At 66.7% G+C, this 24146-nt stretch carries 25 protein-coding genes and 1 riboswitch; of the genes, 9 read left to right on the forward strand and 16 right to left on the reverse strand.

Going from position 1 to position 24146, the window contains the following annotated elements; translation table 11 throughout:
- Positions 1 to 44 precede the first annotated feature (44 nt).
- The 11 genes from AAG813_RS15030 to AAG813_RS15080 form a co-directional block, all read right to left on the reverse strand.
- A complete protein-coding gene (locus AAG813_RS15030; protein WP_341916489.1) occupies positions 45 to 1523 on the reverse strand; it encodes a cobyric acid synthase in 1479 nt (492 codons plus the stop codon).
- Positions 1520 to 2536 carry an aminotransferase class I/II-fold pyridoxal phosphate-dependent enzyme gene (locus tag AAG813_RS15035; protein ID WP_341916490.1) on the reverse strand — a complete coding sequence of 339 codons (1017 nt, stop codon included), beginning with the start codon at positions 2534 to 2536 and terminating at the stop codon, positions 1520 to 1522. The genes AAG813_RS15030 and AAG813_RS15035 overlap by 4 nt, the downstream gene beginning before the upstream one ends.
- Positions 2533 to 3561, reverse strand: coding sequence for an adenosylcobinamide-phosphate synthase CbiB (gene cbiB, locus AAG813_RS15040; protein ID WP_341916491.1), 1029 nt, complete (start codon positions 3559 to 3561; stop codon positions 2533 to 2535). Before cbiB ends, AAG813_RS15035 begins: the two co-directional genes overlap by 4 nt.
- A gap of 145 nt (positions 3562 to 3706) precedes the next feature.
- Positions 3707 to 4288, reverse strand: a complete 582-nt coding sequence (gene cobO / locus AAG813_RS15045; protein ID WP_341916492.1) for a cob(I)yrinic acid a,c-diamide adenosyltransferase — start codon at positions 4286 to 4288, stop codon at positions 3707 to 3709.
- 17 nt (positions 4289 to 4305) lie between these two features.
- Positions 4306 to 5073 carry an ABC transporter ATP-binding protein gene (locus AAG813_RS15050; RefSeq protein ID WP_341916493.1) on the reverse strand — a complete coding sequence of 256 codons (768 nt, stop codon included), beginning with the start codon at positions 5071 to 5073 and terminating at the stop codon, positions 4306 to 4308.
- A 23-nt stretch (positions 5074 to 5096) separates the two neighbouring features.
- On the reverse strand, positions 5097 to 6116 hold the full coding sequence (locus tag AAG813_RS15055; RefSeq protein ID WP_341916494.1) for an iron ABC transporter permease: 1020 nt from the start codon (positions 6114 to 6116) through the stop codon (positions 5097 to 5099).
- The gene (locus AAG813_RS15060; RefSeq protein WP_341916495.1) at positions 6113 to 6991 is read right to left on the reverse strand and encodes a helical backbone metal receptor; all 879 of its coding nucleotides are present in this window, start codon (positions 6989 to 6991) and stop codon (positions 6113 to 6115) included. Before AAG813_RS15060 ends, AAG813_RS15055 begins: the two co-directional genes overlap by 4 nt.
- Complete coding sequence (gene cobU, locus AAG813_RS15065; RefSeq protein WP_341916496.1) at positions 6988 to 7575, reverse strand: bifunctional adenosylcobinamide kinase/adenosylcobinamide-phosphate guanylyltransferase; 588 nt, start codon at positions 7573 to 7575, stop codon at positions 6988 to 6990. Before cobU ends, AAG813_RS15060 begins: the two co-directional genes overlap by 4 nt.
- The gene (locus AAG813_RS15070; RefSeq protein WP_341916497.1) at positions 7568 to 8374 is read right to left on the reverse strand and encodes a cobalamin-binding protein; all 807 of its coding nucleotides are present in this window, start codon (positions 8372 to 8374) and stop codon (positions 7568 to 7570) included. Before AAG813_RS15070 ends, cobU begins: the two co-directional genes overlap by 8 nt.
- A complete protein-coding gene (locus AAG813_RS15075) occupies positions 8371 to 9708 on the reverse strand; it encodes a cobyrinate a,c-diamide synthase (RefSeq protein ID WP_341916498.1) in 1338 nt (445 codons plus the stop codon). The genes AAG813_RS15070 and AAG813_RS15075 overlap by 4 nt, the downstream gene beginning before the upstream one ends.
- Before the next feature lie 20 nt (positions 9709 to 9728).
- A complete protein-coding gene (locus tag AAG813_RS15080; protein WP_341916499.1) occupies positions 9729 to 11573 on the reverse strand; it encodes a TonB-dependent receptor in 1845 nt (614 codons plus the stop codon).
- Between the two features lie 81 nt (positions 11574 to 11654).
- Positions 11655 to 11944: riboswitch (cobalamin riboswitch) on the reverse strand.
- Positions 11945 to 11980: 36 nt separating this feature from the next.
- Here AAG813_RS15080 and AAG813_RS15085 point away from each other — a divergent pair.
- From AAG813_RS15085 to AAG813_RS15095, 3 genes are all read left to right on the forward strand, one after another.
- A complete protein-coding gene (locus tag AAG813_RS15085) occupies positions 11981 to 12241 on the forward strand; it encodes a cell division protein ZapB (protein ID WP_096669070.1) in 261 nt (86 codons plus the stop codon).
- Positions 12238 to 12600 carry a cell division protein ZapA gene (locus AAG813_RS15090; protein ID WP_341916500.1) on the forward strand — a complete coding sequence of 121 codons (363 nt, stop codon included), beginning with the start codon at positions 12238 to 12240 and terminating at the stop codon, positions 12598 to 12600. Before AAG813_RS15085 ends, AAG813_RS15090 begins: the two co-directional genes overlap by 4 nt.
- Positions 12601 to 12902: 302 nt before the next feature.
- Positions 12903 to 13721: a sulfite exporter TauE/SafE family protein gene (locus AAG813_RS15095; RefSeq protein WP_341916501.1), complete on the forward strand. Its 819-nt coding sequence runs from the start codon at positions 12903 to 12905 to the stop codon at positions 13719 to 13721.
- Positions 13722 to 13742: 21 nt separating this feature from the next.
- On the opposite strand, the gene AAG813_RS15100 is transcribed toward AAG813_RS15095, so the two are convergent.
- Positions 13743 to 14087 carry an antibiotic biosynthesis monooxygenase gene (locus AAG813_RS15100; protein WP_341916502.1) on the reverse strand — a complete coding sequence of 115 codons (345 nt, stop codon included), beginning with the start codon at positions 14085 to 14087 and terminating at the stop codon, positions 13743 to 13745.
- Positions 14088 to 14099: 12 nt separating this feature from the next.
- On the reverse strand, positions 14100 to 15206 hold the full coding sequence (locus AAG813_RS15105) for a cytochrome P450 (RefSeq protein WP_341916503.1): 1107 nt from the start codon (positions 15204 to 15206) through the stop codon (positions 14100 to 14102).
- Positions 15207 to 15269: 63 nt separating this feature from the next.
- On the opposite strand from AAG813_RS15105, the gene AAG813_RS15110 reads away from it, so the two are divergent.
- Positions 15270 to 15962, forward strand: a complete 693-nt coding sequence (locus AAG813_RS15110) for a winged helix-turn-helix domain-containing protein (RefSeq protein WP_341916504.1) — start codon at positions 15270 to 15272, stop codon at positions 15960 to 15962.
- Between the two features lie 12 nt (positions 15963 to 15974).
- On the opposite strand, the gene rraA is transcribed toward AAG813_RS15110, so the two are convergent.
- Complete coding sequence (gene rraA / locus AAG813_RS15115) at positions 15975 to 16514, reverse strand: ribonuclease E activity regulator RraA (RefSeq protein ID WP_341916505.1); 540 nt, start codon at positions 16512 to 16514, stop codon at positions 15975 to 15977.
- Positions 16515 to 16914: 400 nt separating this feature from the next.
- Here rraA and AAG813_RS15120 point away from each other — a divergent pair, with 400 nt between their 5' ends.
- Positions 16915 to 17370 (forward strand): SWIB/MDM2 domain-containing protein, encoded by a 456-nt coding sequence (locus AAG813_RS15120; RefSeq protein ID WP_096696313.1) that lies wholly within the window; start codon positions 16915 to 16917, stop codon positions 17368 to 17370.
- Positions 17371 to 17502: 132 nt separating this feature from the next.
- On the opposite strand, the gene AAG813_RS15125 is transcribed toward AAG813_RS15120, so the two are convergent.
- Entirely contained in the window at positions 17503 to 19206 is a 1704-nt protein-coding gene (locus tag AAG813_RS15125) for a thiamine pyrophosphate-binding protein (protein ID WP_341916506.1), read from the reverse strand.
- Positions 19207 to 19386: 180 nt separating this feature from the next.
- The gene (locus AAG813_RS15130; protein WP_300512493.1) at positions 19387 to 19695 is read right to left on the reverse strand and encodes a hypothetical protein; all 309 of its coding nucleotides are present in this window, start codon (positions 19693 to 19695) and stop codon (positions 19387 to 19389) included.
- 143 nt (positions 19696 to 19838) lie between these two features.
- On the opposite strand from AAG813_RS15130, the gene AAG813_RS15135 reads away from it, so the two are divergent.
- The 4 genes from AAG813_RS15135 (at position 19839) to AAG813_RS15150 (ending at position 24142) form a co-directional block, all read left to right on the forward strand.
- Entirely contained in the window at positions 19839 to 20498 is a 660-nt protein-coding gene (locus AAG813_RS15135) for a TetR family transcriptional regulator (RefSeq protein ID WP_341916507.1), read from the forward strand.
- A gap of 135 nt (positions 20499 to 20633) precedes the next feature.
- Entirely contained in the window at positions 20634 to 21620 is a 987-nt protein-coding gene (locus tag AAG813_RS15140; protein WP_341916508.1) for a tripartite tricarboxylate transporter substrate binding protein, read from the forward strand.
- Between the two features lie 107 nt (positions 21621 to 21727).
- On the forward strand, positions 21728 to 22891 hold the full coding sequence (locus AAG813_RS15145) for a Gfo/Idh/MocA family oxidoreductase (protein WP_341916509.1): 1164 nt from the start codon (positions 21728 to 21730) through the stop codon (positions 22889 to 22891).
- Positions 22892 to 22954: 63 nt separating this feature from the next.
- Positions 22955 to 24142, forward strand: coding sequence for a dihydrodipicolinate synthase family protein (locus AAG813_RS15150; protein WP_341916510.1), 1188 nt, complete (start codon positions 22955 to 22957; stop codon positions 24140 to 24142).
- The last annotated feature ends 4 nt before the right edge of the window (positions 24143 to 24146 follow it).

A 24146-nucleotide genomic window follows, 5' to 3' on the forward strand; every position in this document is an offset into this window, starting at 1 on the left:
CGCGAAAGGCGGCGCACCGCCACTATAAGCCGCGCAGCGGTCTGTCAGGCGGCGCGGCCGGGCGCGGGTGCGATCAAGGCGTCCAGCACGCCTGCGTCGAAATGCCGCCCGATGTAGTCGGCCAGGCCCTCAAACACCGATTCCAGCGTCGGCGTGCTGGCACCGAACAGCGCGTGCAACACGGCCGGGTCTTCAAACAGGCCGTGCAGGTAGACGCCCAACACATTGCCGCTGCCGTTTTGCCAGGCCAGCCCGCCGGGCAGCACGGCGTGCGCCACATCGCCGGCCGCGGCCATGGCGCTGTGCGGCGCGGTCTGCCCGTGGTGGATTTCGTAGCCCTGCACGTCCACACCCGACAAGGCCGCCCACGGACCACCGACCGATGCAAAACGCGCCTGACGGTGCTGCACGGTCTTGTCGGCTTCAAACAGCGTGACCACCGGCAGCAGTCCCAGGCCGGGCCCGTTGCCGTCGATGCCGTGCGGGTCGATCAGCGCTTCGCCCAGCATCTGCAGTCCGCCGCAAATGCCGAGCACCGCCCCGCCGCGCCCGGCGTGCGCGGCAATCGCGCTGTCCAGCCCCTGCGCGCGCAGCCAGGCCAGGTCGCCACTCGTGTGTTTGGAGCCGGGCAGGATGATCCAATCGGAGGCCGCAAGACCCGCCAGCTCGCCCGAGCTGCGCACCCACTTCAGGTGAATACCCGGCACATTCTTGAGCGGCTGGAATTCGTCGAGGTTGCTGATGCGTGGGTAGGCCACCACTGCGACGGTTCGGGTCACGCGGCCGGTGGCCTGGCTTCTGTCGTCGAAAACACCGTCTTCTTCGGGCAGGCCGTGTTGCCACCACATCGGCAAGGTCGCCACCGTGGGCACACCGGTCAGGTCCTGCAGCATCTGCGGGCCGGGGGCGAGCAGGCTGGCGTCGCCGCGGAACTTGTTGAGCACAAACCCCCTGATCAGTCCGCGTTCCGCTGCGTCGAGCATCGCCCAGGTGCCGTAGAGGTGCGCAAAGGCGCCGCCGCGGTCGATGTCGGTGACCAGCAGGCAGGCCGCGTTGGCGTGTTGCGCGACGCGCATGTTGACGATGTCGCTGTCCTTGAGGTTGATCTCGGCCGGCGAACCCGCGCCTTCGATCACGACGACGTCGTTTTCTTCCAGCAGTTCGTCGAGGGCCTGCGCAAGCACCGGCCAGACCGAGGCGCTGCGGCCGCGCCAGGCCATGCGCGAGAGTTCGGCGTTGACTTGGCCCATCAGGACCACCTGGCTGTGCGTGTCTTTCTCGGGCTTGAGCAGCAGCGGGTTCATGCGGACTTCAGGTACAGCCTTTGCCGCCAGCGATTGAAAATATTGGGCGCTGCCGATTTCGCCGCCAGCCACCACCCTGGCGTTGTTGCTCATGTTCTGCGCCTTGAAGGGCGCGACCTTGAGGCCCTGGTTCGCGTAATAGCGGCACAGCGCGGTGGTCAGCCAGCTTTTGCCGGCACCGCTGGTGGTACCCAGAACCATCACGCTTTTGGCGCTCATGTTGCTTTCCTGATGATGTGTTGCCACGCATTGTGCAGCGCGTCCTGTGCCGCCGGCGCCAGCACGCCCAGCCGTACCTGCCCCGGCAAACCGAAGGACGTGGTGTCGCGCAGCTTGATGCCCTGCCCTCGCAGCTCGGCCAGCAGCTGCGCCAGGCTCATGCCGTGCGGCAGCAGCGGCCGCGCACAGAAAAAATTCGCGGCACTGGGCAGGCAGGTCCAGCCCATCGCTTCACACAGCGCGATCTGCCTGGCTTTCCATTCACGCAGCGGCCCCAAGCTGGCGGCCAGCCAGTCCTGCACCTCGGGCGTGGTCCAGGCCTGCAGCATGGCCACGCCGTGTGCACCCACCGGCCAAGACGGCGCCAGCGCGTCGAGCTGCTGCACGACATCGCCTGCATCGGGTGGTGCAATCACATAGGCGGCGCGCACGCCGGTCAGGCCCAGCGCCTTGTTTGGTGTCCAGAGTTGCCAGAAGGCTTGCAGCGCCTCTTCAGACAGCGCGAGGGCGCCTTCCAGCCGCAGCGGCTCGTACGCGCGGTCGAGCACACACAGCGCCGACGGCTCGGCCAGATGATTTAACGCCGGATGCGCCGCCCCCAGCGGACTCGACGGGTCACAGGCCCAGCGCAGTTGCGCCAGCGCCGGCTGCGCCACCAGCGGCAGCTTCCACGCCTGCGCCGCCTGCGCGTAGTCGCCGTAGCTGTGCGGCGGCAAGCTGACCGCCGTGGCGCCACGCTGCAGCGCCAGCGCGGTGATGCGGAAGATGAACTCGCTGGCGCTGCCGGCCAGCAACACACGTTGCGCATCCACCCCGTGGAAGGCGGCGAGCTGCCGGCGCAGGGCGGCATACCCGGCATCGGGGTAGCGGCCGGCGTCGGCCTGCTGCACCGCGGCCAGTGCGGCCGGACAGGGTCCGCCGGCATGGCTGTTGGTGGAAAAATCAACCAGCGGCACACCGGCAGCGTCGGGGCCGCCATGCACCCGCGTGCCCGCCGGCGCGCCGTGGCTCATGGGGTCAGTCCCCAGCCCAGGCCGATCGCTATCAGAAAGATAGCTGTCTTCGCAGACAACACAAGCGCAAACACCGTTTTCGATGCATAACGCTGGGCCAGGGCCGTGTCCTCGGGCAACGGTGGCCGCCCCGCGGCGTTGAGCGTGTAGATGCCCGGCTTGCGCAGGCTGACCCCGAGGGCCAGCGCCATGGCCGCCATCGGCCAGCCGCTGTTGGGCGACGGCGTTTTGGCGGCTTCCCAGCGCAACGCCGCCGGCGGCAGGCCACGCGCCACCCCGGCCAGCAGCCCGGCTGTCAGGCGCGCCGGCAGCCAGGACAACACATCGTCGGCACGCGCCGCCCACTTGCCGGCCCACTCCCAGTGCTGGCCGCGGTGCGTGCCGCGGTAGCCCCACATCGCGTCGGCGGTGTTGGCGAAACGGTAGATGGCGGCACCGGGCAGGCCGAACAGCACAAACCAGAAGATGGGCGCCACCACCGAGTCGTTGAGGTTTTCGGCGAGGGATTCGATCGCGCTTTCACGCACCTCGCTTTCGCTGAGCAGCGCGGTGTTGCGGCTGACCAGCCAGGACAGGCGCTCGCGTCCGGCGGCCAGCGACTGCCGCAGCGCCGCCTCGACCGCGCCGGCTTCGTCATGCAGCATGCGCCACGACAGCAGGGTCTTGAGCACCCAGCCCATCAACAGCAGCACCAGCAAGGCGGCCAGTACGGTGTGCGGGCTGGGCGCCGCGACAAGTCGGCCCAGCTGCGCGAGGGCCAGCACCTGCAGCCCCCCGGCCAGTGCACCCACCACCACCACGCCCAGCCACCAGGCCAGGGCGCCGGACACAAAGGCCGGCGCCGGCGGCAAGGAAGAAACAATACGTCCGCACGCCTCGAGGTAACGCCCCATGGCCACCACCGGGTGCCAGGCCGCGCGCGGCTCGCCCCAGCGCCAGTCGATGGCCAGCGCCAGCCCCAGGGCAAGCAGCAGGCAGCTGGCCAGCGCGACCAGGGCCGTCACATTCTGCAAGAGGGGGGACAAGACCAGCAACATCAGCCAGCGGAGTCGAAGATGCCGGGAAATCGTAGCGAGCAGCCCAGGGTCGCGCTGAGGACCGGAGCCGTACAAGCGTACGGTGAGGACCGCAAGTGCGAGATTGGGTTGCGCAGTAGATTGACGGGCATCGTCAGTCTTCGATGCCGCGCTGCGCCGGAATGCCGGCCTTGAAGGCGTGTTTGACCAGCGTCATCTCGGTCACGGTGTCGGCCAGCGCGATGATTTCAGGCGGGCAGCGCCGGCCGGTGATGACCACATGCACGTCCTTCGGCCGGTCCGTCAGCGTCTGCAGCACATCGTCCAGCGGCATCCAGCCGTAGATCAGCGGGTAGGTCAGCTCGTCCAGCACCACCATGAAGTTCTCGCCGCTCAGAATGGCGGCCTTGGCTTTTTCCCAGCCATCGCGCGCCAGCTGGGCCGAGTGTTCCAGGTCCTGGCTTTTCCAGCTGAAGCCGTCGCCCAGGCCTTCGATGGGAATGCCCAGCTGTTCGAACATGCGGTGCTCGCCGAAACGCGCGCTCGGCACTTTCATGAACTGGAAAATCTTTACGGCCTTGCCGTGCACATGGTGGCGGCCGTGCGCGCGCAGTGCCAGGCCAAACGCCGCCGTGCTTTTGCCCTTGCCGTCGCCGGTGTTGACGATCAGCAGGCCGCGGCGTTCGCCCTCGGGCTTGTCGTAGGGCTTGTCGGTCGGGGGAGTTTCGATGTGCATGGACGGTCTTCTCTTGGTTATATCTTCGGCACGGCCAGCCACTGGCCGGCAAGCGGATGCACAGCAATGCGGTGGTCGAACACTGCTTCGAGTGCGCGGTGCGTGGCCGCGTCGGCGCAGGCGCCCTGGTGAACAATGCGGCCCTGGTCCATCAGCACCAGCTCATCGGCCTGCAGCGCAAACGAAATTTCATGCAGAACACTGACCACGGTTTTCCCTTGGGCCACCAGGGCGCGCACCATCAGCAGCCAGTCGGTCTGGTGCGGCGGATCGAGGTTGGCCAGCGGTTCGTCCATCAGCAGCACCTGCGCCTCGACCGCCAGCGCACGCGCGAGCAGCACGCGCTGGCGCTCGCCGCCCGAGAGCTGGCCGAGCGGGCGCGCGCGCCAGTCCCAGGCCTGCGTGGCCCGCAGCGCGCGCTCGACGGCGACATGGTCGGCGGCGCTGGGCGCGGCCAGCCAGGCCTGGTGCGGCAGGCGGCCCAGCATGGCCACGTCGTAGGCGGTCAGGTCATCGGCCGAACTTTCGTTCTGGCCCAGCCAGGACAGCTGCTGCGCCCGCTGGCGGCCGCGCAGGCTGGCCAGCGGCTGGCCCAGCAAGGCCACCTCGCCACGGTGCGGCAGCAGGCCCGCGAGGACCTTGAGCAAAGTCGACTTGCCGGCGCCGTTGGGGCCGACGATGCTGGTCCAGCGCGCGACCGGCAGCGCCAGTGAGATGTCGTGCAAGACCTCGACATGTCCGAGACTGGCCCGGATGGAGCGGGCGCCAATAGCCGCTGAATCCATAACAACTGGAGCGGCGTCTGGCATCACAGCCCCGCTCCCCGCCCGGTGTGCCGGTGCATCAGCCAGAGCAGGTAACCGCCACCCAGCACCGCCGTCAGCACGCCCACCGGCAGCTCCTGCGGCGCCACCAGCCAGCGCGCCAGGTTGTCGGCGGCGGTGAGCAACACCGCGCCCATCAGGCTGGCCAGCACAATCAGCCGGCCGTGGGTGGTCTTGACGACCGAACGCACCAGGTGCGGCGCGGCCAGGCCGACAAAGGCGATCAGCCCGGTTTGCGCCACCGCGGTGCCGGTGGCCAGCGCCAGCACCGCCACCAGCGCCACCCGCATCTGCGGCAGGCGCAGGCCCAGGCTTTGCGCGGTGGCTTCGCCCAGCGCCAGGCCGTCGAGCACATGGCTCATCATCCAGGCGGCCAGCACGCTGAAGACGAGCACCGCCGCCATCACGGCGCAGGCGGTCCAGCCGACAAAGGCCGTGCTGCCCAGCATGAAGGACTGCATGGCCTGCATGATGTCGGGCGTTAGCAGCAGGATCAGCGAGGTGATGGCACCCAGCACCACGCCGACGATCACGCCGGCCAGCAGCAGGCGCAGCGTGTGCTGCACGCCCTTGGCCAGCAGCAGCGTCAGCAGCACGGCCAGCACCGCGCCGACAAAAGCCGCACCGGTGAGCCCGAGGCGCGCCAGCCAGTGAGTGGCCAGCGGCGAGACGCCAAACAGCGCCATGGCCAGCGCCACACCCAGCGAAGCGCCCGAGGCGCTGCCCAGCAGGTAGGGGTCGGCCAGCGGGTTGCGAAACAGGCCTTGGGCCACCGCGCCCGCCAGGCCCAGCAAGGCGCCGGCCAGCCAGGCGCCCACGGTGCGCGGCAGGCGGATTTCGCGCACGATCTGCAGGGCCTGCGCGTCCTGCCACATGTTGCGCACGCTTTCAAAACCCGTGCTGCCGACACTCACGCCCAGCAGCAGCAGCAGCGCACTGGCCAGCAGCAGGCCCCCGGCCAGCAGCAGAGCCACGCGGTGCTGGTTGGGAAAACGCGGACTCATGGTGCGGCCGGCGCCTTGTCTTCGAGGCAACGGGCCATCAGGCGGGCCGCCTCGGCCATGCGCGGGCCGGGCCGCACCACCACGTCGGACTCCACCACGCCGAACGCGCAGATGCGCTGCTCCTTCACCGCCTTGATGCCGGCCCAGCCGGGATACGAGGCCATGGCCTGCATGCTGCGGTTGCCGACCATGATCACGTCGGGATTGGCGCGCACCACGAACTCGGGGTTGAGCCGCGGGAAGGGGCCCAACGACGCCGGCACCACGTTTTTCACACCCAGGCGCGTGAGTGTCTCGCCGATGAAGGAGGACTCACCGGCGGCATAAGGACCGCGGCTGACTTCAAAATACACCCGCGCGCGCCTGGCCCGGGGCGACAGCGACTGCGCTGCCGCCGAGATGCTGGCGTCGATGACGCGCCACAGGCGATCCACGCCCTGCGCCTCGGGAATGTCGAGCAGCACGCCAATTTTGCCGAGCACGCGGCGGACGTCGGCATGGGTCCTGGGTTCGAGCGCCACCACCTTGATGCCCAGCGATTCGAGGCGCTGGCTGGCGCGTGAAGAGGTGGCCAGCAGAACCACGTCGGGCCGCAGCGCCACGATGCCTTCGATGTTGGGGTCCAGCCCGCCGCCCAGCACCGGCAGACTGCGCACGCTGGCCGGGTAGTTCGAATAACGGTCCACGCCGACCAGGCGCTGGCACTGGTCCATCGCGCAGACACTTTCCGTCAGCGAAGGCAGCAGGCTGACGATGCGCTGCGGACTTTGCGCAAAACGCACGCTGACACCGCGGTCGTCGGTCAGTTGCAGGGCGTGCGCGGGTATCAGGGCGGCGCAAGCCGCCAGCAGCAGAAACAGCAGCCCCTGTTTCATGGTGTGCCCTTGAGCGTCAGCGGCAAACCGGCAGCCATCAGTGTCACGCGCTCGCAGGCCTGCGCCAGCTCCTGGTTGAGCCGGCCCAGCGCGTCCACAAAGGCACGCACCTCGCGCCCGAGCGGAATCACGCCCAGCCCGATCTCGTTGCCGACCAGCACCAGCGGTCCGGGGCAACTTTCGATTGCTTCCAAAAGCATAGCTGTCTGCGCTTGTGGGTATTGGGCTGCAGCCATTTTTTTCTCTGAAATGTCGGCCGGCATGAGCCAGTTGGTGAGCCACAGCGTCAGGCAGTCCACCACCACCAGGGTCTGCGCGCTACCGTGTTCCGTGATGGCCTGCGCAAGCTGCAGCGGCTCCTCGACCGTGGCCATGCCGGGCACACGCTCGGCCCGGTCCTGCTGGTGGCGCGCGATGCGTTGACGCATCTCGTCGTCCCACGGCTGGCCGGTGGCGATCAGCACCGCACGGTGCGCGGTTGATTGCGCAAGCCAGGCCTGCGCCAGCCTTTCGGCGCGGCCCGACTTGCCGCTGCGCTGGCCGCCCAGAATCAATTCGCTGCGCACCAGGGACAGCTCAACCATGGGCCGCGCTCCATTCCAGAACGATGCGGTGCAGTTGCTCCACCCCGTCGGTCAGCGCGGCCGGCCCGGGTTGCAGGATGTCGGCCGACTTGATCTCGAACAGCTGGCCGTTTTGGACGGCGTTGACGTTTTCCCAACCCGGCCGCGCCGCGACTTTTTCGGGCCGGAACTTCTTGCCGCACCAGGAGCCGATGATGATGTCGGGGTTGCGCCGGACGATCTCGCCGCCGTCGGCAATGATGCGGCCCTTGCCCATGGGCATGCGGGCCAGTTCGGGAAAACAGTCGTCGCCGCCGGCCACGCCGAGCAGCTCGGACACCCAGGCGATGGCGCTGATGTGCGGCTCGTCCCACTCTTCAAAAAACACGCGGGGCCGCCGCTTCAGGCCGGCTGCGGCCTGGGCAATGGCGGCCAGCCTGTCCTGCATCACCTGCATCAGTTGCAGGCCGCGCTCACCCTGCCCGACCATCGCCGCCACCTGGTACATCATCGAGAAAATTTCCGCGATGCTGCGCTGGTTGAACACCGTGACCTGCACGCCCTTGCGGATCAGCTCGGCTGCGATGTCGGCCTGCAGGTCCGAGAAGCCGAACACGCAGTCGGGTTGGAGCTCCAGGATCTTGTCAATCTTGGCGCTCAGAAAAGCGCTGACGCGGGGCTTCTCGGCGCGCGCGCGCGGCGGGCGCACGGTGTAGCCGGAGATGCCGACGATGCGGCTTTCCTCGCCGAGCAGGTACAGCCACTCGGTGGTTTCTTCGGTCAGGCAGACGATGCGCTGGGGGCCGTAGGCAGCGGTCATGGCTGCGGCTCCGCTGAAAAAAGCCGGGCCGTCGCCGCCGGGCTGGACGCGAACCAGGCGTGGAAATAACTGGCCTGCACCGAGCCCGCGACATAGAGCGCCTCGCCCTCGCCGCGCAGGGTGCGCCCGGGCGCCGCTTCGGTGCGGGTAGCGGGTTGCAGCGGCGTGCTGCAGGTCGAATAGTGAAAGGTGTGGCCGCGCAGGGTGCCGCCGGCCAGCGCCAGCTGTTGCGGGCCCAGCGCGGCCAGGCGTTTTTGCATGCTGACGCTGCCGGGCAGCACGCCCCACATCGGGTGGCGCTCGCCATCGACGGTGTGAAGCTCTTCAAACAGCGCCATCATGCCGCCGCACTCGGCCCAGACCGGCTTGCCGGCCTGCACATGGGCAGCCAGGCTGTCCTTCATGGCGCGATTGGCCGCCAGGGTCTGCGCATGCAGTTCGGGGTAACCGCCGGGCAGCCAGAGCGCGTCGCAGTCCGGCAAGGCAACGTCGGCCAGCGGCGAAAAAAACACCAGCCGTGCACCGAGCTCGCGCAGGCAATCGAGATTGGCGGCATAAATGAAACAGAAGGCGGCGTCACGCGCCACGGCCACCGTGCGTCCTGCCAGGGCCCCGGCGGCCAGCCCCGCGGCAGCCGGCGTCTGGAACGGGACCGCCCAGCCCTGCAGGTCGTCCGCACCCATCCGGCCCAGCGGGGTGGTGGCCAGCGCATCGGCCGCCGCGTCCAGCCGCTGCATGGCGTCGCCCAGTTCCTCGGACATCACCAGGCCCAGGTGCCGCTCGGGCAAGGTCATGGCGCTGCTGCGCATCAGGGCGCCCAGCCAGTGCGCCGGCTCGCGCACGCTGTCCTCGAGCATCAGCGCATGGCTGTCGGAGGCCACGCGGTTGGCCAGCACGCCGGCAAAGCGCAGGCCGTCCCGGTAATGCTGCAGGCCCCAGGCCAGCGCGCCGAAGGTGCCGGCCATGGCACCGGCGTCGATGACGGCCAGCACCGGCAGGCCGAAACGCTGCGCCAGATCGGCCGCGCTCGGCTGCCCGTCGAACAGCCCCATCACGCCTTCAACAATGATGAGGTCGGCCTCCTGCGCGGCGGCTTGCAGGCGCCGGGCGCAGTCGTCCTCGCCGGTCATCCACAGGTCGAGCTGGTGCACCGGCGCGCCGCTGGCCAGGGCCAGCCAGTAGGGGTCCAGAAAATCCGGTCCGCACTTGAAGACCCGCACACGCCGGCCCTGGCGCGTGTGCAGACGCGCCAGTGCGCAGGCGACCGTGGTCTTGCCCTGGCCGGAAGCAGGGGCGGCAATCAGCACGGCGGGACAGCGGGTGGCTTTGGTCATGGGGTGGCCCTTGGCGTGGTTTACAGCGGGGCCCATTTCAGCCCGACGTACAGCGTACGGCCTCCCGTGGCGTAGGTCTGGGCCAGCTCATAGGATTTGTCGGCCAGATTATCGACACGGGCCAGAAAGGTCCAGTCGCGGGCCACCAGGGTGCTCGCGCTCAGGTTGATCAGGCCGTAGCCGCCCAGCACCACGGTATTGCTGGCACTGTCGTTGCGGCGTCCCGAGAGCTGCGCTTCGGCGCCCAGCGACCAGGGGCCGACACGCGTGTCGGCCGCCAGCACGGCATGCTGGCGGGCGCGCCGCGGCAGGGTCCGGCCGGTGCCGAGATCACGCGGGTTCTGCAGATCGAGCGATGCCGACAGACGGGTGTTGCCGAACCTGTAGCCGCCCGTCAAGGTGACCCCCGAATACTCTGCCTGCGCGGTATTGCTGTAACAGGCCCGGTTAGCCAACGCCACCGGCGCACGGCCGTTGGTACAGGGGCCGGAGCCGGTGGTGAACGTGATCAGGTTGGACACCTTGTTCTGGTAGGCCACGATGCCAAAGCTGCTGCCGCCGTCTTCGTAACGCAGGCCGATCTCCTTGTTGCGGCTGCTTTCAGGCTGCAGCGTAGCGACGCCGTAGATGCTGAAGCGGTGGTACAGCGTGGGCGCGCGGAAAGCCGTGGCGGTCGATGCGGTGACGCGCCACTGCGGCGTGATGGCAAATCCGTAGCCGACGCTGCCGGTGTTCTTCGCGCCGAACTCGCTGTCGTCATCGTGCCGGACATTGAGCTGGACCGCGTGCGGCCCGCTTTTCCAGCCGTAACCCAGTGCCAGCGCGTCCTGCGAACGACCACGGTCTATCGGCGCGTTCTGCAGGTGGTCTTCCTTGCGCTCCAGCGCCGCCGTGAACAGATGGGTGCCCAGGCGCAGCTCGTTGTGCAGCAGGTAGCTGCGCAGGTCGGTCACCGTCAGATAGGGTGAGGGCGTGGTCTGGTAACGGTCGCGCGAATCGGAAATGCTCAGCCGGGTGCTGTAGGCCTCGGTCCAGCGTGCCTGCCAGTTCAGGCCCAGTGTGTTCAGCTCGCGCAGGTTGCGGTCGTCGCGCGTGCTGGCGCTGTCGTACTGGGAGTTGGCGTCGTTGGTCAGCACGGAGGCCTCCAGCCGGTGCGCGCGATTGAGCTGGAAGCCGAGCTTGACGTTGGCCGAGCGGCTGCGGTAACCGTCGAGGTCCGGGTTCTGTCCGGCCGCCGTGCGCGAATTGAAGCCGTCGCTGCGTTCATCGACCAGTCCGAGCGAATAGTCGAAGGCCCCCTGGGAGCCGCTGAAGCCGGCGTCGGCCTTGCGCGTCCCGTGCGAACCAAACCCGATGCCGACGAAAGGCGCAAACGGGCCCTCCCCGCGTTTCGTGAAGATCTGCACGACGCCGCCGAGTGCGTCGGAGCCATACACCGCCGCGGCCGGCCCGCGCAGGACTTCAATGCGATCGATCTGACCGACCGGGATGCTCTCCCAGGCCGCGCCACCGGTGGCCTGCGAATCAATGCGCACACCGTCGATGTACACCGCCGTGAAACGCGACTCCGAACCGCGCAGGAACACGCCGGTGGTGGTGCCGGGTCCGCCGTTGCGCTGAAACTCGACGCCCGGCAAACGCGCCAGCACATCGGCCAGCCCGGTGGCGCCGCTGCGTTCGATGGTGTCGCGGTCGACCACCGTCACGTCGGCGAGCAGGTCGGACAGTGGTTGCGCCGTACGGGTCGCGGTGACCACGGTTTCCCGCAGTTGCGGGGATGAAGCGGGCTGGGAAAAAGCAGGCCATGCGGCAGCGACCACCAGCAAAAGCGTGGCGGAGCGTGCATGTAATACACAGGTTTTCATGAGAAGAAACATTCAACAAAAGGCCCTCACCGGCTTCCCCGCCAGTGCATGAGCGTTACAAACGCCCGGGCCAAAAAAGACGCGCGCGTTCACCTTGTTGGCCGGTATCCGGGCTGACGGAACTGCTCTCATCGCCTTCCCAAGCGCGTGTTCAGAACGCTCAGTGGCTGATGATGAAAGCTGAATGTGCCCCGAGTCTGAATCAGGGGAGCGACATTCGTCCGTTTACCGTTGCGGGGGCAGCGCAGGTTAAAAATCTCGGCGCAATCGGCCCGGGCTGACCCGGTGCGGATGGCCTTGATTCCCTCCTGCTTCCCGTTGAACTGCAGCGTGTGAACCACACCGCGAGCACCAACAGGCAAGATTCTACGCGCCAAAACTGTGCAAACCCTACAATTGGCGCTGCCATGTCGAACCCCACCCACATCGACCAGATTGCCGAACGCGTCGAGCGGCTCCTCTTGCGCTACGAGGAGTTGCAGCGCACCAATGCCCTGCTCACCGAGCAGGTGCACGAACTCACGCAGGAACGCGATTCGCTGCGCTCGCGCCTGAGCGCCGCCCGCGCCCGTGTCGACGCCCTGCTCGAACGCCTGCCGGATTCGTCCGCGCCGATGTCGGCGGCCGGTCCTGCCCATGGCAGGACACCCGTGGGATCAGATTCATGAAGCAGCTCGACGTACAGATCATGGGCCAGAGCTACCTGCTCGGCTGCCCCGAAGGCGGCGAGGCCAGGCTGCTCGACGCGGTGGAAAAAGTCGACGCGGCCATGTGCAAGATCCGCGACGCCGGAAAAATCAAGGCGCGTGACCGCATTGCCGTGCTGGCGGCGCTCAACCTGGCTTTCGAGTTGTCCGAGCTGGAGGCCAATGCGCTGAAGGCGGCGCACAGCACCCCGGCGCCGGCCGCCGCTCCCGCCAGGTCCAACGGCGCCGTGTCGGCGGCCGAAGCCGCAGCGCAGCCACAACTGGCAGCCTTGCTGCAGCGCCTGGACAACGCGCTGGGCGTGGACGGCCGCCTGCTCTAAAGCGGCCCCCAGGCCAGCGCGGCGCGCTCCAAACGCCTACAATCAAACCGTCTGCGGTACACACCGGGCTTTATATTTCCTTGTACCAATGCTCTTAGAGCACGGGCTTGGTAAATTGTCAGGCAGGCGTGATCGTCTCGCGTTAGACGAACCCGAAACCTGACTGCCCTCGCCCACCTGAACCCTGGTTCAGGATGACGGTCCGGTGGTATTCGCAGACACCTTCTTTTCAGCCCGCACCACCCCCGCCGCCCTCTCCGTCCAACCCGCTTGCCCCGGCGAGCAGCCTGCCCTTACGCCGCATGACCTTCGAACCCCTGCTCATTCTTGAACTTGCCCTGCTGGGCGTCGGCACCGGCTTTCTCGCGGGCCTGCTGGGCATAGGCGGCGGCATGCTGATGGTGCCTTTCATCACCATCATCATGGCGCAGCGCGGCGTGGCGCCGGACCTGGCCGTCAAGATGGCGATCGCCACCTCGATGGCCACCATCATCTTCACCTCGATCTCCAGCGTGCGTGCCCATCACAAGCGCGGCGCGGTGCGCTGGGACATCGTCCGGCGCCTGGCCCCCGGCATCGTGGTCGGCAGCATCATCGGCAGCCTGGGCGTGTTTGCCCTGCTCAAGGGTTCTTACCTGGCGATTTTCTTCGGCCTCTTCGTGAGCTTCTCGGCCACGCAGATGTTTCTGGACAAGAAGCCCAAGCCGACGCGCCAGATGCCGGGTGCGGCCGGCCAGTTTGCGGCCGGCGGCGGCATCGGTTTTCTCTCGGGGCTGGTGGGCGCGGGCGGCGGCTTCATCAGCGTGCCGTTCATGACCTGGTGCAATGTCGCCATCCACAATGCGGTGGCCACCTCCGCCGCGCTGGGTTTTCCGATCGCCGTGGCCAATGTGCTCGGTTACGTGATCAGCGGGCAGTCGGTGCAGGGCCTGCCGCCCGCCTCCTTCGGCTACATCTGGCTGCCGGCGCTGGTGGTGATTGCGCTGTGCAGCTTCTTCACAGCGCCGCTGGGCGCCAGACTCGCGCACAAGCTGCCGGTGAGCAAGCTCAAGCGCGTTTTTGCCAGCATCCTCTATGTGCTGGCCGCCTACATGCTCTGGAAGGGCCTGACGAGCCTCTAGACCGGTCAGCCCTGCAAGGCCTCAGCCATGCGCCCGGCGTGAATCGGCCGGCGCCTCGTCCCGTTCCTTCAGCCCGTAGTCGCGGATCACCTCGGCGATGCGCAGGCGGTAATCCCTGAACATGGTGGACCGGCCCGCGGCCTGCGCGGCACGGTGCGCCTCCAGGTTGCGCCAAGCCTGCAGGCAGGACTCGTCGCGCCAGAACTGCAGCGAGAGCAGCTTGTCGGGCTCGCTCAGGCTCTGGAAACGCTCGATCGAGATGAAACCGTCCATCTGCAACAGCTCGGCCTTGAGTTCGGCGGCCCAGTTCAGGTAACCCTCGCGGTGCGCCGGGTCAGGCCAGACTTCAAAAATAACCGACACCATGTGACTTCTCCTTCATTGCCCGAAAACAGGAATGCGCGCATTGGGCAGCGGCCGGAACCCGGTGCAACGCTCGAAATAGTGATCAAACTGGCCTGCAGCCCGCATCCATGAAGCGCAGGCAGCTACCATTTCAATAGCAATCACAGCGCCGGGGCAGGCATGGGGTCCGGCGCCGAAACCCATGGTCCGCCCGCCTTCACGGTGGACATCCAGACGGTCGGGCTGCGTGTTGAAAGCTTCGTCGCGGTTGGCGCTGGCCAGCACCAGCAGCAGGGCCTGGCCCGCCGCTATCGGCTGACCCAGCAGTTTCAGCGCTTCGGCCGCGAAGCGCCGGGTGTTCTGGATGGGCGCGGCCCAGCGCTCGACCTCGCGCACCAGGGCGCGCATGGTGTCCGGTGATGCGTCGGCCGCCGCGGCCTGCTGCGGGTCCTGCGCAAGCTGCAGCGCGACATGGCCGAGCAGGCCGCTGCCCGCGTCGAGGGCCTGCTGCATGAAGGCGATACGGTTCGCCGCCTGCACCTCCGACAGTCCCAACGCCCGGCCCTGGTCCATCAGGGCCGCGGCCGCCGCGTCGGCCCGCTCCAAGGCCTGAGCATCGGCGCCGGCGGCAATGCCCTGCGTGAACTGCGCGACCCAGCGGCAGGTGGACTCGCGTTCGCCAGCAGGTGCAGCGAGCAGCCGCGCCATAGTCTGCACCGGCAACGCGGCGATGAACGCATTGGCGGGCAGGCGCGGCCGCAGGTCGCGCGCCGCGTCTTTGGCGGCGCAAGCCACGTCGGCCAGTGTCCAGCGTCGCACGGCCTGCTCCACCTCTGGCTTGTGAGCGGCATGGAAGGCACCGTCCGTCATGCGCACCAGCTGCGCGAAAACCTCGCCGGTGGCCCGGCCCTGCAGCGCCCGCGGCACCGGCTCGGCCGGCGGGCGCACACGCAGGGCCGGATGGACCAGCGCCTCACTGACGGCGGCATGGCTGCTGGCTACCCAGAGGCCGAGATGCGTGTCGAAAAACAGCGGGCGCTCCTCGCGCAGGCGGCGGTAGAAGGGAAAAGGATCGGGGTGGGTCACCGCCTCCACGGCATCGCGGGGGCCATCAAGAGGGACATCACGGGGAGAAGACATGGACCCAGTGTCCCCAGCGGCGCGCCCTTTGTCCAGCGCCAACAGTTTGGCTATCATCGAACCATGCCCGTGGAACCCGACATCACCCGCCTCGCCGCCACCATCGGCGACGCCAGCCGCATCCGCATGCTGGTGTTGCTGATGGAAGGCCGCGCGCTGACGGCCAAGGAGCTCGCGCTGGGTGCGGGCATCGCGCCGGGCACGGCCACCACCCACCTGCAGCGCCTGCTCGATGACGGCCTGCTGGCCGCCACCGCGCAGGGCCGCCACAAGTATTTCCGCTTTGCCTCCGCCGAGGTGGCGCAGCTGGTCGAGTCGCTGATGCGCGTGGCGCCAAAACGCAAAGGCGAGAAGTCTCCGGCGGTGAATGAGCCGATACGCCATGCCCGCTTCTGCTACGACCACCTCGCCGGCAGCCTGGGCACCGGCCTGCTGGCGCTGCTGCTGCGCAAGCGCTGGCTGGCAGGCGACCCCGGTGATGCCCGCCAGCTGCTGGTGACGGCAAGCGGCGAAAAGGCCCTGCAAGCCCTCGGCCTGGACCTGCCCGAACTGCGCAGCAGGCGCCGGCAGTTCGCCTGCACCTGTCTGGACTGGTCGGAACGGCGGGACCACCTGGGTGGCGCGCTCGGTGCGGCGCTGGCCGGCCACTTCACGCAGCAGGGCTGGATCACGCGCAAGAAACACTCGCGCGTGGTGCAGGTCACGACCGACGGCGCGGCGCATTTCAGCCGACTGGGCCTGAAACTGCCGGGCTGAAAATCCGGTTGATCAGGCCTGCAGCGGCGCCGGCATCACGACGATGCCGTCTTCGTCGGCATACAGCCAGTCGCCGGGATACACCCACACGCCCTGGATCTGCACCGCCAAACCGCGCTGGCCCTCGTTGCGTTTTTCCGTGGGCAGCGGCATGGCGGCGAGTGCGCGTATGCCGACCTGGCACTGCGCGAGCTCGGCCACATCGCGCACACAGCCGTCGATCACCACGCCAGCCCAGCCATTGCGGGCCGCGGCGGCCCCGAGGTTGCCACCCAGCAGCGCGCGGCGCAGCGAGGCGCCGCCGTCAACCACCAGCACGGCGGGCACGCGGCCGGCGGGTGTTTCCACCAGACCGCTGCCATCGACCGCGGCCTTGACCAGCGAATTGTCTTCAAAACACTTGAGGGTGACGACCGGCCCGCAGAAGCGGGAAACACCGCCGAACGGCCGGAACACCGGGGGCAGGACGCGAAATCGCCCCGAGCTGTCGTTTTTATGAGCGTCGCACAAATCGCAGGTGGCAAAGGGCGCAGTGGTCGAGGGGCTGGTCATGGGCGGTGTCCTTTCAGGGTGCGGGTGCCGGCGAATGCGGAAGGAAAACTGCAGCAAGCATACCTTGCAGCCAGAGACGTTATGACGCAAATGCTGTGTGCTGGCGCGGTGTTAAGCCGGCTTCCTCCGGTGCTGGGTGAGCACGTCCCGCTGTCGGCAGCGCAGTCTTTGCTGCCTGCATTGCCGCCTGTGAGCCATGCCGCAGCGCGGCATTGCGCGCTCGCTGCATCGCCCCGGGTGCAGTGATTTCGATCCTGTCGAAGTAAATCTGCAACATCCAGACCCAAAAAAATTGCGTTTTCCCTATGAAACCGCTGTTTTCTCCAGTAGCATCCCCCTTGCCAGTGAAGAGTAGTTATCTGCATTGGTGATTTATCAACTTCTAGAAGGAAAATCAATCATGGCAACTGCAAAAAAAGCACCGGCAAAAAAAGCAGCCGCAAAAAAAGCTGCACCGGCAAAGAAAGTAGCTGCGAAAAAAGCAGCTCCGGCCAAGAAAGTCGCTGCCAAAAAAGCGGCCCCGGCCAAAAAAGTAGTGGCGAAGAAAGCTCCTGCAAAAAAAGTAGTGGCGAAAAAAGCACCTGCGAAAAAAGCGCCCGCCAAAAAGCGTACGCCCAACGCAGCGTTCATGAAGCCACTGACACTGAGCCCCGCCTTGTCGGCTGTGGTTGGCGCTGCTGCGCTGCCCCGCACCGAGATCGTGCGCAAGCTCTGGGTCTACATCAAGGCCAAGGGTCTGCAGGACAAGATCAACAAGCGCATGGTCAACGCCGACGAAAAATTGCGTGCCGTTTTCGGCAAGGCGCAAGTGTCGATGTTCGAGATGGCTGGCCTGATCGGCAAGCACGTCAAGTAACTCGACGCCAAGGGCTTGCCCCGCGTTCGCGCGGGACAGGACCCCGTAGAAAGGGCCACGCAAGTGGCCCTTTTTTTATGCCTGTTTCAGAATGAAAAGCGGCCCCAGCCCCTATGGATCCTTCGCATCCTGCTACTTTTTCTGTAGCGCCGCGCTGGTGATTCCGCTCAAGGTGCCGCGCGTGCTGATGACCTCGGGGTCCAGCATGATCTCGATCAGCGCGCCTTCCTTGCCCTGCAGCGCCTGGCGCAGCGCGGCTTCGAACTCGTCGGTGCGCGTGATGCGTGTGGCGCTGTAGCCGTAGGCGCGCGCCAGTGCGCAGAAGTCGGGGTTCTGCAGCTGCGAGCCGCTCACATGCTGCGGGTACTCGCGCTCCTGGTGCATGCGGATGGTGCCGTACATGCCGTTGTTGAGCAGCACGATGATGCTTTTGGCGCCGTGCTGCACCGCCGTGGCCAGCTCCTGGCCGTTCATCAGGAAGTCGCCGTCACCGGCGATGGTGAAGGCGGTGCGGCCCGACACGATGTTGGCGGCGATGCCGGCTGGTACGCCGTACCCCATGGCGCCCACGGTCGGTGCGAGCTGCGTTTTCAGGCCCTTGACGAGACCGTGGTGCGGGAAGAAGCGGTGCACCCAGCTGGCAAAATTGCCGGCGCCGTTGGTCAGCACGGCGTCTTCCGGCAGCAGTTTCTTCAGCGTGGCGACGATGGCCGGCATGTCGATGCCGCCGGGCAGCACCACGCCGCCGTTGGACGGGTCGATGTTGGTCAGGTAATCCGCGTTGGCGGACTCGGCCCAGGCCTGCCAGGGTACGGACACAGGCGCGGTCAACACCTCCAGCGAGCGTGCCGCCGCGTTCATGGTGGCGTTGATGGCGAGGTCGGCCTGGAACACGCGGTTGAGCTCCTCGGCGCTGGCATGGATGTGCACCAGCTTCTGCTTCGGCCGCGGCGCCTCGATCAGCGTGTAGCCGCCGGTGGTCATCTCACCCAGGCGCGGACCGATGGCCAGGATCAGGTCGGCCTGTTTGATACGCGCGGCGAGTTTGGGGTTCAGGCCGATGCCGACGTCGCCGGCATACAGCGGGTGATGGTTGTCGAAGGTGTCCTGGAAGCGGAAGGCATTGCCGACCGGCAGCGACCAGTTCTCGGCAAAACGCTGCAGCGCCTGCGCGGCCTGCGGCGTCCAGCCGCCGCCGCCGGCAATCACCAGCGGTCGCTGCGACTGCAGCAGCAGTTCGCGCAGCTTGCGCAGCGAGCCGGGGTCGCTCCAGGCTTCGACCGCCTCGACACGCGGCAGCGGCTGGGCGTCCACCATGTGGGTCAGCATGTCCTCGGGCAGCACCAGCACCACCGGGCCGGGCCGCCCGTTCATCGCGGTCGCAAAGGCGCGCGCCACGTACTCGGGGATGCGGCGCGCGTCGTCGATGCGCTCCACACGTTTGGCCATGCCCTTGGTGGACGGTCCGAAGAAGCTGCTGTAGTCGAGCTCCTGGAAGGCTTCGCGATCACGCGTGTCACTGGCCACGTCGCCGACAAACAGGATCATCGGCGTGGAATCCTGGAAGGCGGTGTGCACACCGATGGAGGCGTTGGTGGCGCCGGGACCGCGCGTCACGAAGCAGATGCCGGGCCGCCCGGTCAGCTTGCCGTGGGCTTCGGCCATGAAAGCGGCACCGCCCTCCTGCCGGTTGGTGATGAAGCTGATCTGCTCGCGACAGGCATGAAAGCCGTCGAGCACCGCGAGGTAACTTTCACCCGGGACGCCGAAGGCATGGGTAACGCCCTGGGCCACAAGGCATTGAACAAGAAGATGGCCGGCAAGTTGTTGTGTCATGCGGATATTGTGCCGCCGGAATAGAGCCCCCACGCTCGCTCACTTCGTGTAGCTCCCTGCCCCCCGAGGGGGCCGCTGCGCCTGCGGGCCGGCGAAGCCGGACCCGCGGCCCCTGCTTGAAAAAGAGGCCCCACGCTCGCTCACTGCGTGTCGCTCGCTTCCGTGCAGCAGCGGGGCGCTTTATTCGGGAGTGGTGTTGTCGCCGTCGGCACCGCCGGCTTCGAGTGCCTGCCGGGCCAGCTCTTCCTCGCTCAGCGGCGGTGCTTCCTCCAGCGCCCGCAATTCTTCGAGGAACTCCGGCGTCGGCTGCTCGTGCTCGAGCAGCACTTCTTCCAGCTTCTGCCGGCCGGTCTCCACATGCACGGAAGGTGAATGCAGCTCGGTCGGGGGCACGGGGAATTTTTCGCCCAGCGTGAATTTCAGCGCCTCGGCCTTCTCGTCAACCCAGTGTGTGAAGTCACCGTCTTTGGGGGTGTCCGAATTCGTCATGAGCATCTCCTTGCATGTCGGCATCGGCGCGGATGGCCGATCCCTGCTTCATTATGGAGGTACGCTTGGCGCAACGCTGTCAGTCAATGCCCTCATCCACTCTGGATCTTGCACTAATTCACCAAACAGTTAAATTACCCGCCATGCCAAGCCCCAAAAGCAAAACCGCCAAACCCGCAGAACCGCGCTCGCGCGATGCCGACCGATCGCAGCAGGCCATCCTGCTGGCCGCCCGCGACGAGTTTGCGCAGCACGGCCTGGGCGGTGCGCGGGTGGACCGCATCGCCGAACGCGCCGACGTCAACAAGCGCCTGATCTACTACTACTTCAAGAGCAAGGACGAGCTGTTCCTGGCGGTGCTCGAGCAGGCCTATGCCCACATCCGCGAGGCGGAAACCCGGCTGCATCTGCGTGACATGCCGCCGGCCCAGGCGATCCGCCGGCTGACCGAATTCACCTGGGAGTATTACCTCGAGCACCCGGAATTTCTGACACTGCTCAATAGTGAAAACCTGCACCAGGGCCGGCACCTGGCAATGTCCAGCCGGGCGCGGGAAACCAACTCGCCGCTGATCGAGACGCTCGCCGAAATCCTGGAGCGCGGGCGCGCCGAAGGCCTGTTTCGCGGCGGCATCGACCCGGTGCAGCTCTACGTGTCGATTGCCGGCATGGCGTATTTCTACCTCTCCAACAACCACACGCTTTCGGCGATTTTCGGGCGCGACCTGATGACGCCCAAGGCGCGCCACGAACGCCTCTCGCACATGTGCGAGGTGATCCTAGGGTATGTCCTTAGAAACTGAAGCGGCGCTGCATTGACGCGTGGCGGGCGTTGTTTTTACAATTCTTAATTCACTTAATGGTGAATTAAGCGTAAACTCCGGCCTGCTTGTGTTGCCGGACTTCCGTTTCTTCCAAATGCCCTTCAGGAGACAACCATGACCTTTGCACGCCGCGCCGCCCTGGCTTCGCTGACTTCCCTCACCGTGCTGGCCGCGCTTTCGCCGCTGGCAGCCAGTGCCCAGGGCGCCTACCCGAACAAGCCGATCCGTGTGATCGTGCCCTTTGCCGCCGGCAGCACCACCGATATCATTGCCCGCGCCATCGCCGACAAGATGAGCCAGAGCATGGGGCAGACCCTGGTGATCGATAACCGCGGCGGCGCCAGCGGCACCATCGGCCAGCAGGCCGTGGCCACAGCGGCACCGGACGGCTACACCATCATGGTCCACTCGTCCTCGCACACGGTCAGCCCCTCCACCTTCGCCAAGCTGCCCTTTGACACGCTGGGCGACTTCGCCGGTGTGACGCCGATTTCCAGCACCCCCAACGTGCTGGTCATATCGCCCTCCAAAAACATCAAGACACTGCAGGAACTGCTGGCCGCCGCGCGTGCCAAGCCCGGCAGCATGAACTTCGCTTCCGCCGGCCAGGGCAGCGCGACGCACCTGAACGCCGAAAAATTCAAGCTCGCTGCCAAGATCGAAGCCACCAACATCCCGTTCAAAGGCTCAGGAGAAGCCGTGACCGAAGTCATGTCCGGCCGGGTGGATTACTACTTCTCGCCGATCGCGCCGGTGATCGGCCAGATCAGGAGCGGCCAGCTGGTGGCCCTCGCCGTCGGCTCGCCCAAACGCGCCAGCGCCCTGCCCCAGGTGCCAACCACCGCCGAAGCCGGCGTGCCCGGTTCCGAGTTCAACTTCTGGATCGGCATGATGGCCCCGGCCAAGACACCGCGCGACATCGTCAACCGCCTGCACGACGAAGTGGTGAAAGCGCTGGCCACGCCGGAAGTCAAGGAACGTTTTGCCACGCTGGGCGCCGAAGCCTGGACCATGAAGCCCGAGCAGTTCGACGCCTACCTCCGCGATGAAATCAAGAGCAACGCCGTGCTGGTCAAGGCCGCCGGCCTGACCCCCCAGTAATCCCCGCGACCGTGCGCGCCGGTGCGGGTCAGCAGGGGCACCAAGGCTCCTGTCAGACCGGCCCGGTGCGGCCGCCGCATTTCCCACCCGCTTTCCAAAGGAACCTCATGGCCACCCAACGACTAGGAATCATCATGCACGGCGTCACCGGACGCATGGGCATGAACCAGCATCTGATCCGCTCCATCGTCGCAATCCGCAAGCAGGGCGGCGTGCTGCTCTCCAACGGCGACAAGGTCATGCCGGACCCCATCCTGATTGGCCGCAATGCTGAAAAAATCGAAGCCCTGGCCAAAACCTGGAACATCGAACGCTGGGGCACCGACCTCGACGAGGCGCTTAAGAACAAGGACGACAGCATCTTCTTCGACGCCGGCACCACACAGATGCGTCCCACCCTGCTGGCCAAGGCGATCCGCGCCGGCAAACATGTCTACTGCGAAAAACCGATTGCCACCAACCTCAACGAGGCCGTCGAGATCGCCCGCCTGGCCGAGAAGTCGGGCCTGAAACACGGCGCGGTGCAGGACAAGCTCTTCCTGCCCGGCCTGCGCAAGCTCGACATGCTGCGCCGCGCCGGCTTCTTCGGCAAGATGCTGTCGGTGCGCCTGGAGTTCGGCTACTGGGTGTTCGAGGGCGACCTGCAGCCCATCCAGCGCCCGAGCTGGAACTACCGCAAGGAAGACGGCGGCGGCATGATCCTGGACATGATGTGCCACTGGCGCTATGTGCTGGACAACCTGTTCGGCGAGGTCAAGTCGGTCTCCTGCATAGGCGCAACCCATATTCCCCAGCGCTGGGATGAAGACGGCAAGCCCTACCAGGCCACCGCCGACGACGCGGCCTACGCCACGGCCGAACTGATAGGCCACAACGGCGAGCCGGTGATTGCGCAGATGAACATGTCCTGGGCCACCCGCGTGCGCCGCGATGACCTAGTCACCTTCCACGTTGACGGCACACACGGCTCGGCCGTCGCCGGCCTGTCGTCCTGCCGCGCCCAGTCGCGTGTGGCCACGCCGCGCCCGGTCTGGAACCCCGACGAAAAGCAGACCATGAGCTTCATGGACCAGTGGCAGGAGATTCCGGACTCGCAGGTCTACGACAACGGCTTCAAGATCCAGTGGGAACACTTCATCCGCCACGTGGTGGAAAACGAGCCCTACAAATGGACGCTACCTGAAGGCGCCAAGGGCGTGCAGCTGGTCGAGGCCGCGCTCGAAAGCTGGAAAGAGCGTCGCTGGGTGGACGTTCCGACGCTACAGGTTTGATAGCTGCTTGCGCCTGTCAGATAAGGGCTGGAAGCATATTTTGTATCTAAAGAGGTAATTTTCATGGCTTTGACCCTGACCCTGCCGGTTGCCGCGGGCGGCCTGTTGCCCTACACGCTGCAAGGCAGCACACCGGTGAAGCCCACCGCAGGCGTGGCCTTCAACCGCATCGCCTACTCGGCCGCTCACGTGGTGGCCGACCCGCTGGCCGTGGTCGATCCGTGGATCAACTGCGCGGTGGATTGGGATGCGACCATCGCCTACCGCCGCCACCTGTGGTCGCTGGGCCTGGGCGTGGCCGAAGCCATGGACACCGCGCAGCGCGGCATGGGCCTGGACTGGCCCACCTCGCTCGAACTGATCCGCCGTTCGCTGGAAGCTGCCAAAGACGTGCCGGGCGCGCTGGTCGCGTCCGGTTGCGGCACCGACCACCTGGTGCTGGAGAACGTGAAGACCGTGGACGCGGTGATTGCCGGCTACGAAGAACAGATGGCGGCGATTGAAAAGCTGGGCGGCAAACTCATCGTCATGGCCAGCCGCGCGCTGGCCCGCGTGGCGAAGTCGCCGGCCGACTACGAACGCGTCTACGACCGTATCCTGAGCCAGGCGAAACAGCCGGTGGTGCTGCACTGGCTGGGCGAGATGTTCGACCCGGCGCTGGCCGGCTACTGGGGCAGCAGCGATGTTGAGCAGGCCATGGACACCGCGCTCGGCATCATCGCCGCGCACCCGGACAAGGTCGACGGCATCAAGATCTCGCTGCTAGACAAGGACAAGGAAATCGCCATGCGCCGGCGCCTGCCCGCCGGCGTGCGCATGTACACCGGCGACGACTTCAACTACGCCGAGCTGATCGCCGGTGACGGTTTCGGCGGCGAACGCTTTCATGGGCAGAGTGATGCGTTGCTGGGCATCTTCGACGCGATTGCACCGGCCGCCAGCGCCGCCCTCGGCGAACTCGCACAAGGCAACGTGGAAAAATTCCACGCCATCCTCGGCCCCACGGTGCCGCTGTCGCGCCACATCTTTGCCGCGCCCACGCGCTTTTACAAAACCGGCGTGGTCTTCATGGCCTGGCTCAATGGTCATCAGAGCCACTTCACCATGGTCGGCGGCCAGCAGAGCACGCGTTCACTGCAGCACTTTGCCGAACTGTTCCGGCTGGCCGATGCGGCCAACCTGCTGGAGAAACCCGAGCTGGCGACGCAACGCATGAAAACGCTGCTGGCGCTGCATGGCGTCGAGGATTGATGTC

It is taken from the genome of Polaromonas sp. YR568 (genome assembly GCF_943371715.1).
In the GTDB taxonomy this organism is placed as follows: Bacteria; Pseudomonadota; Gammaproteobacteria; order Burkholderiales; family Burkholderiaceae_C; genus Polaromonas.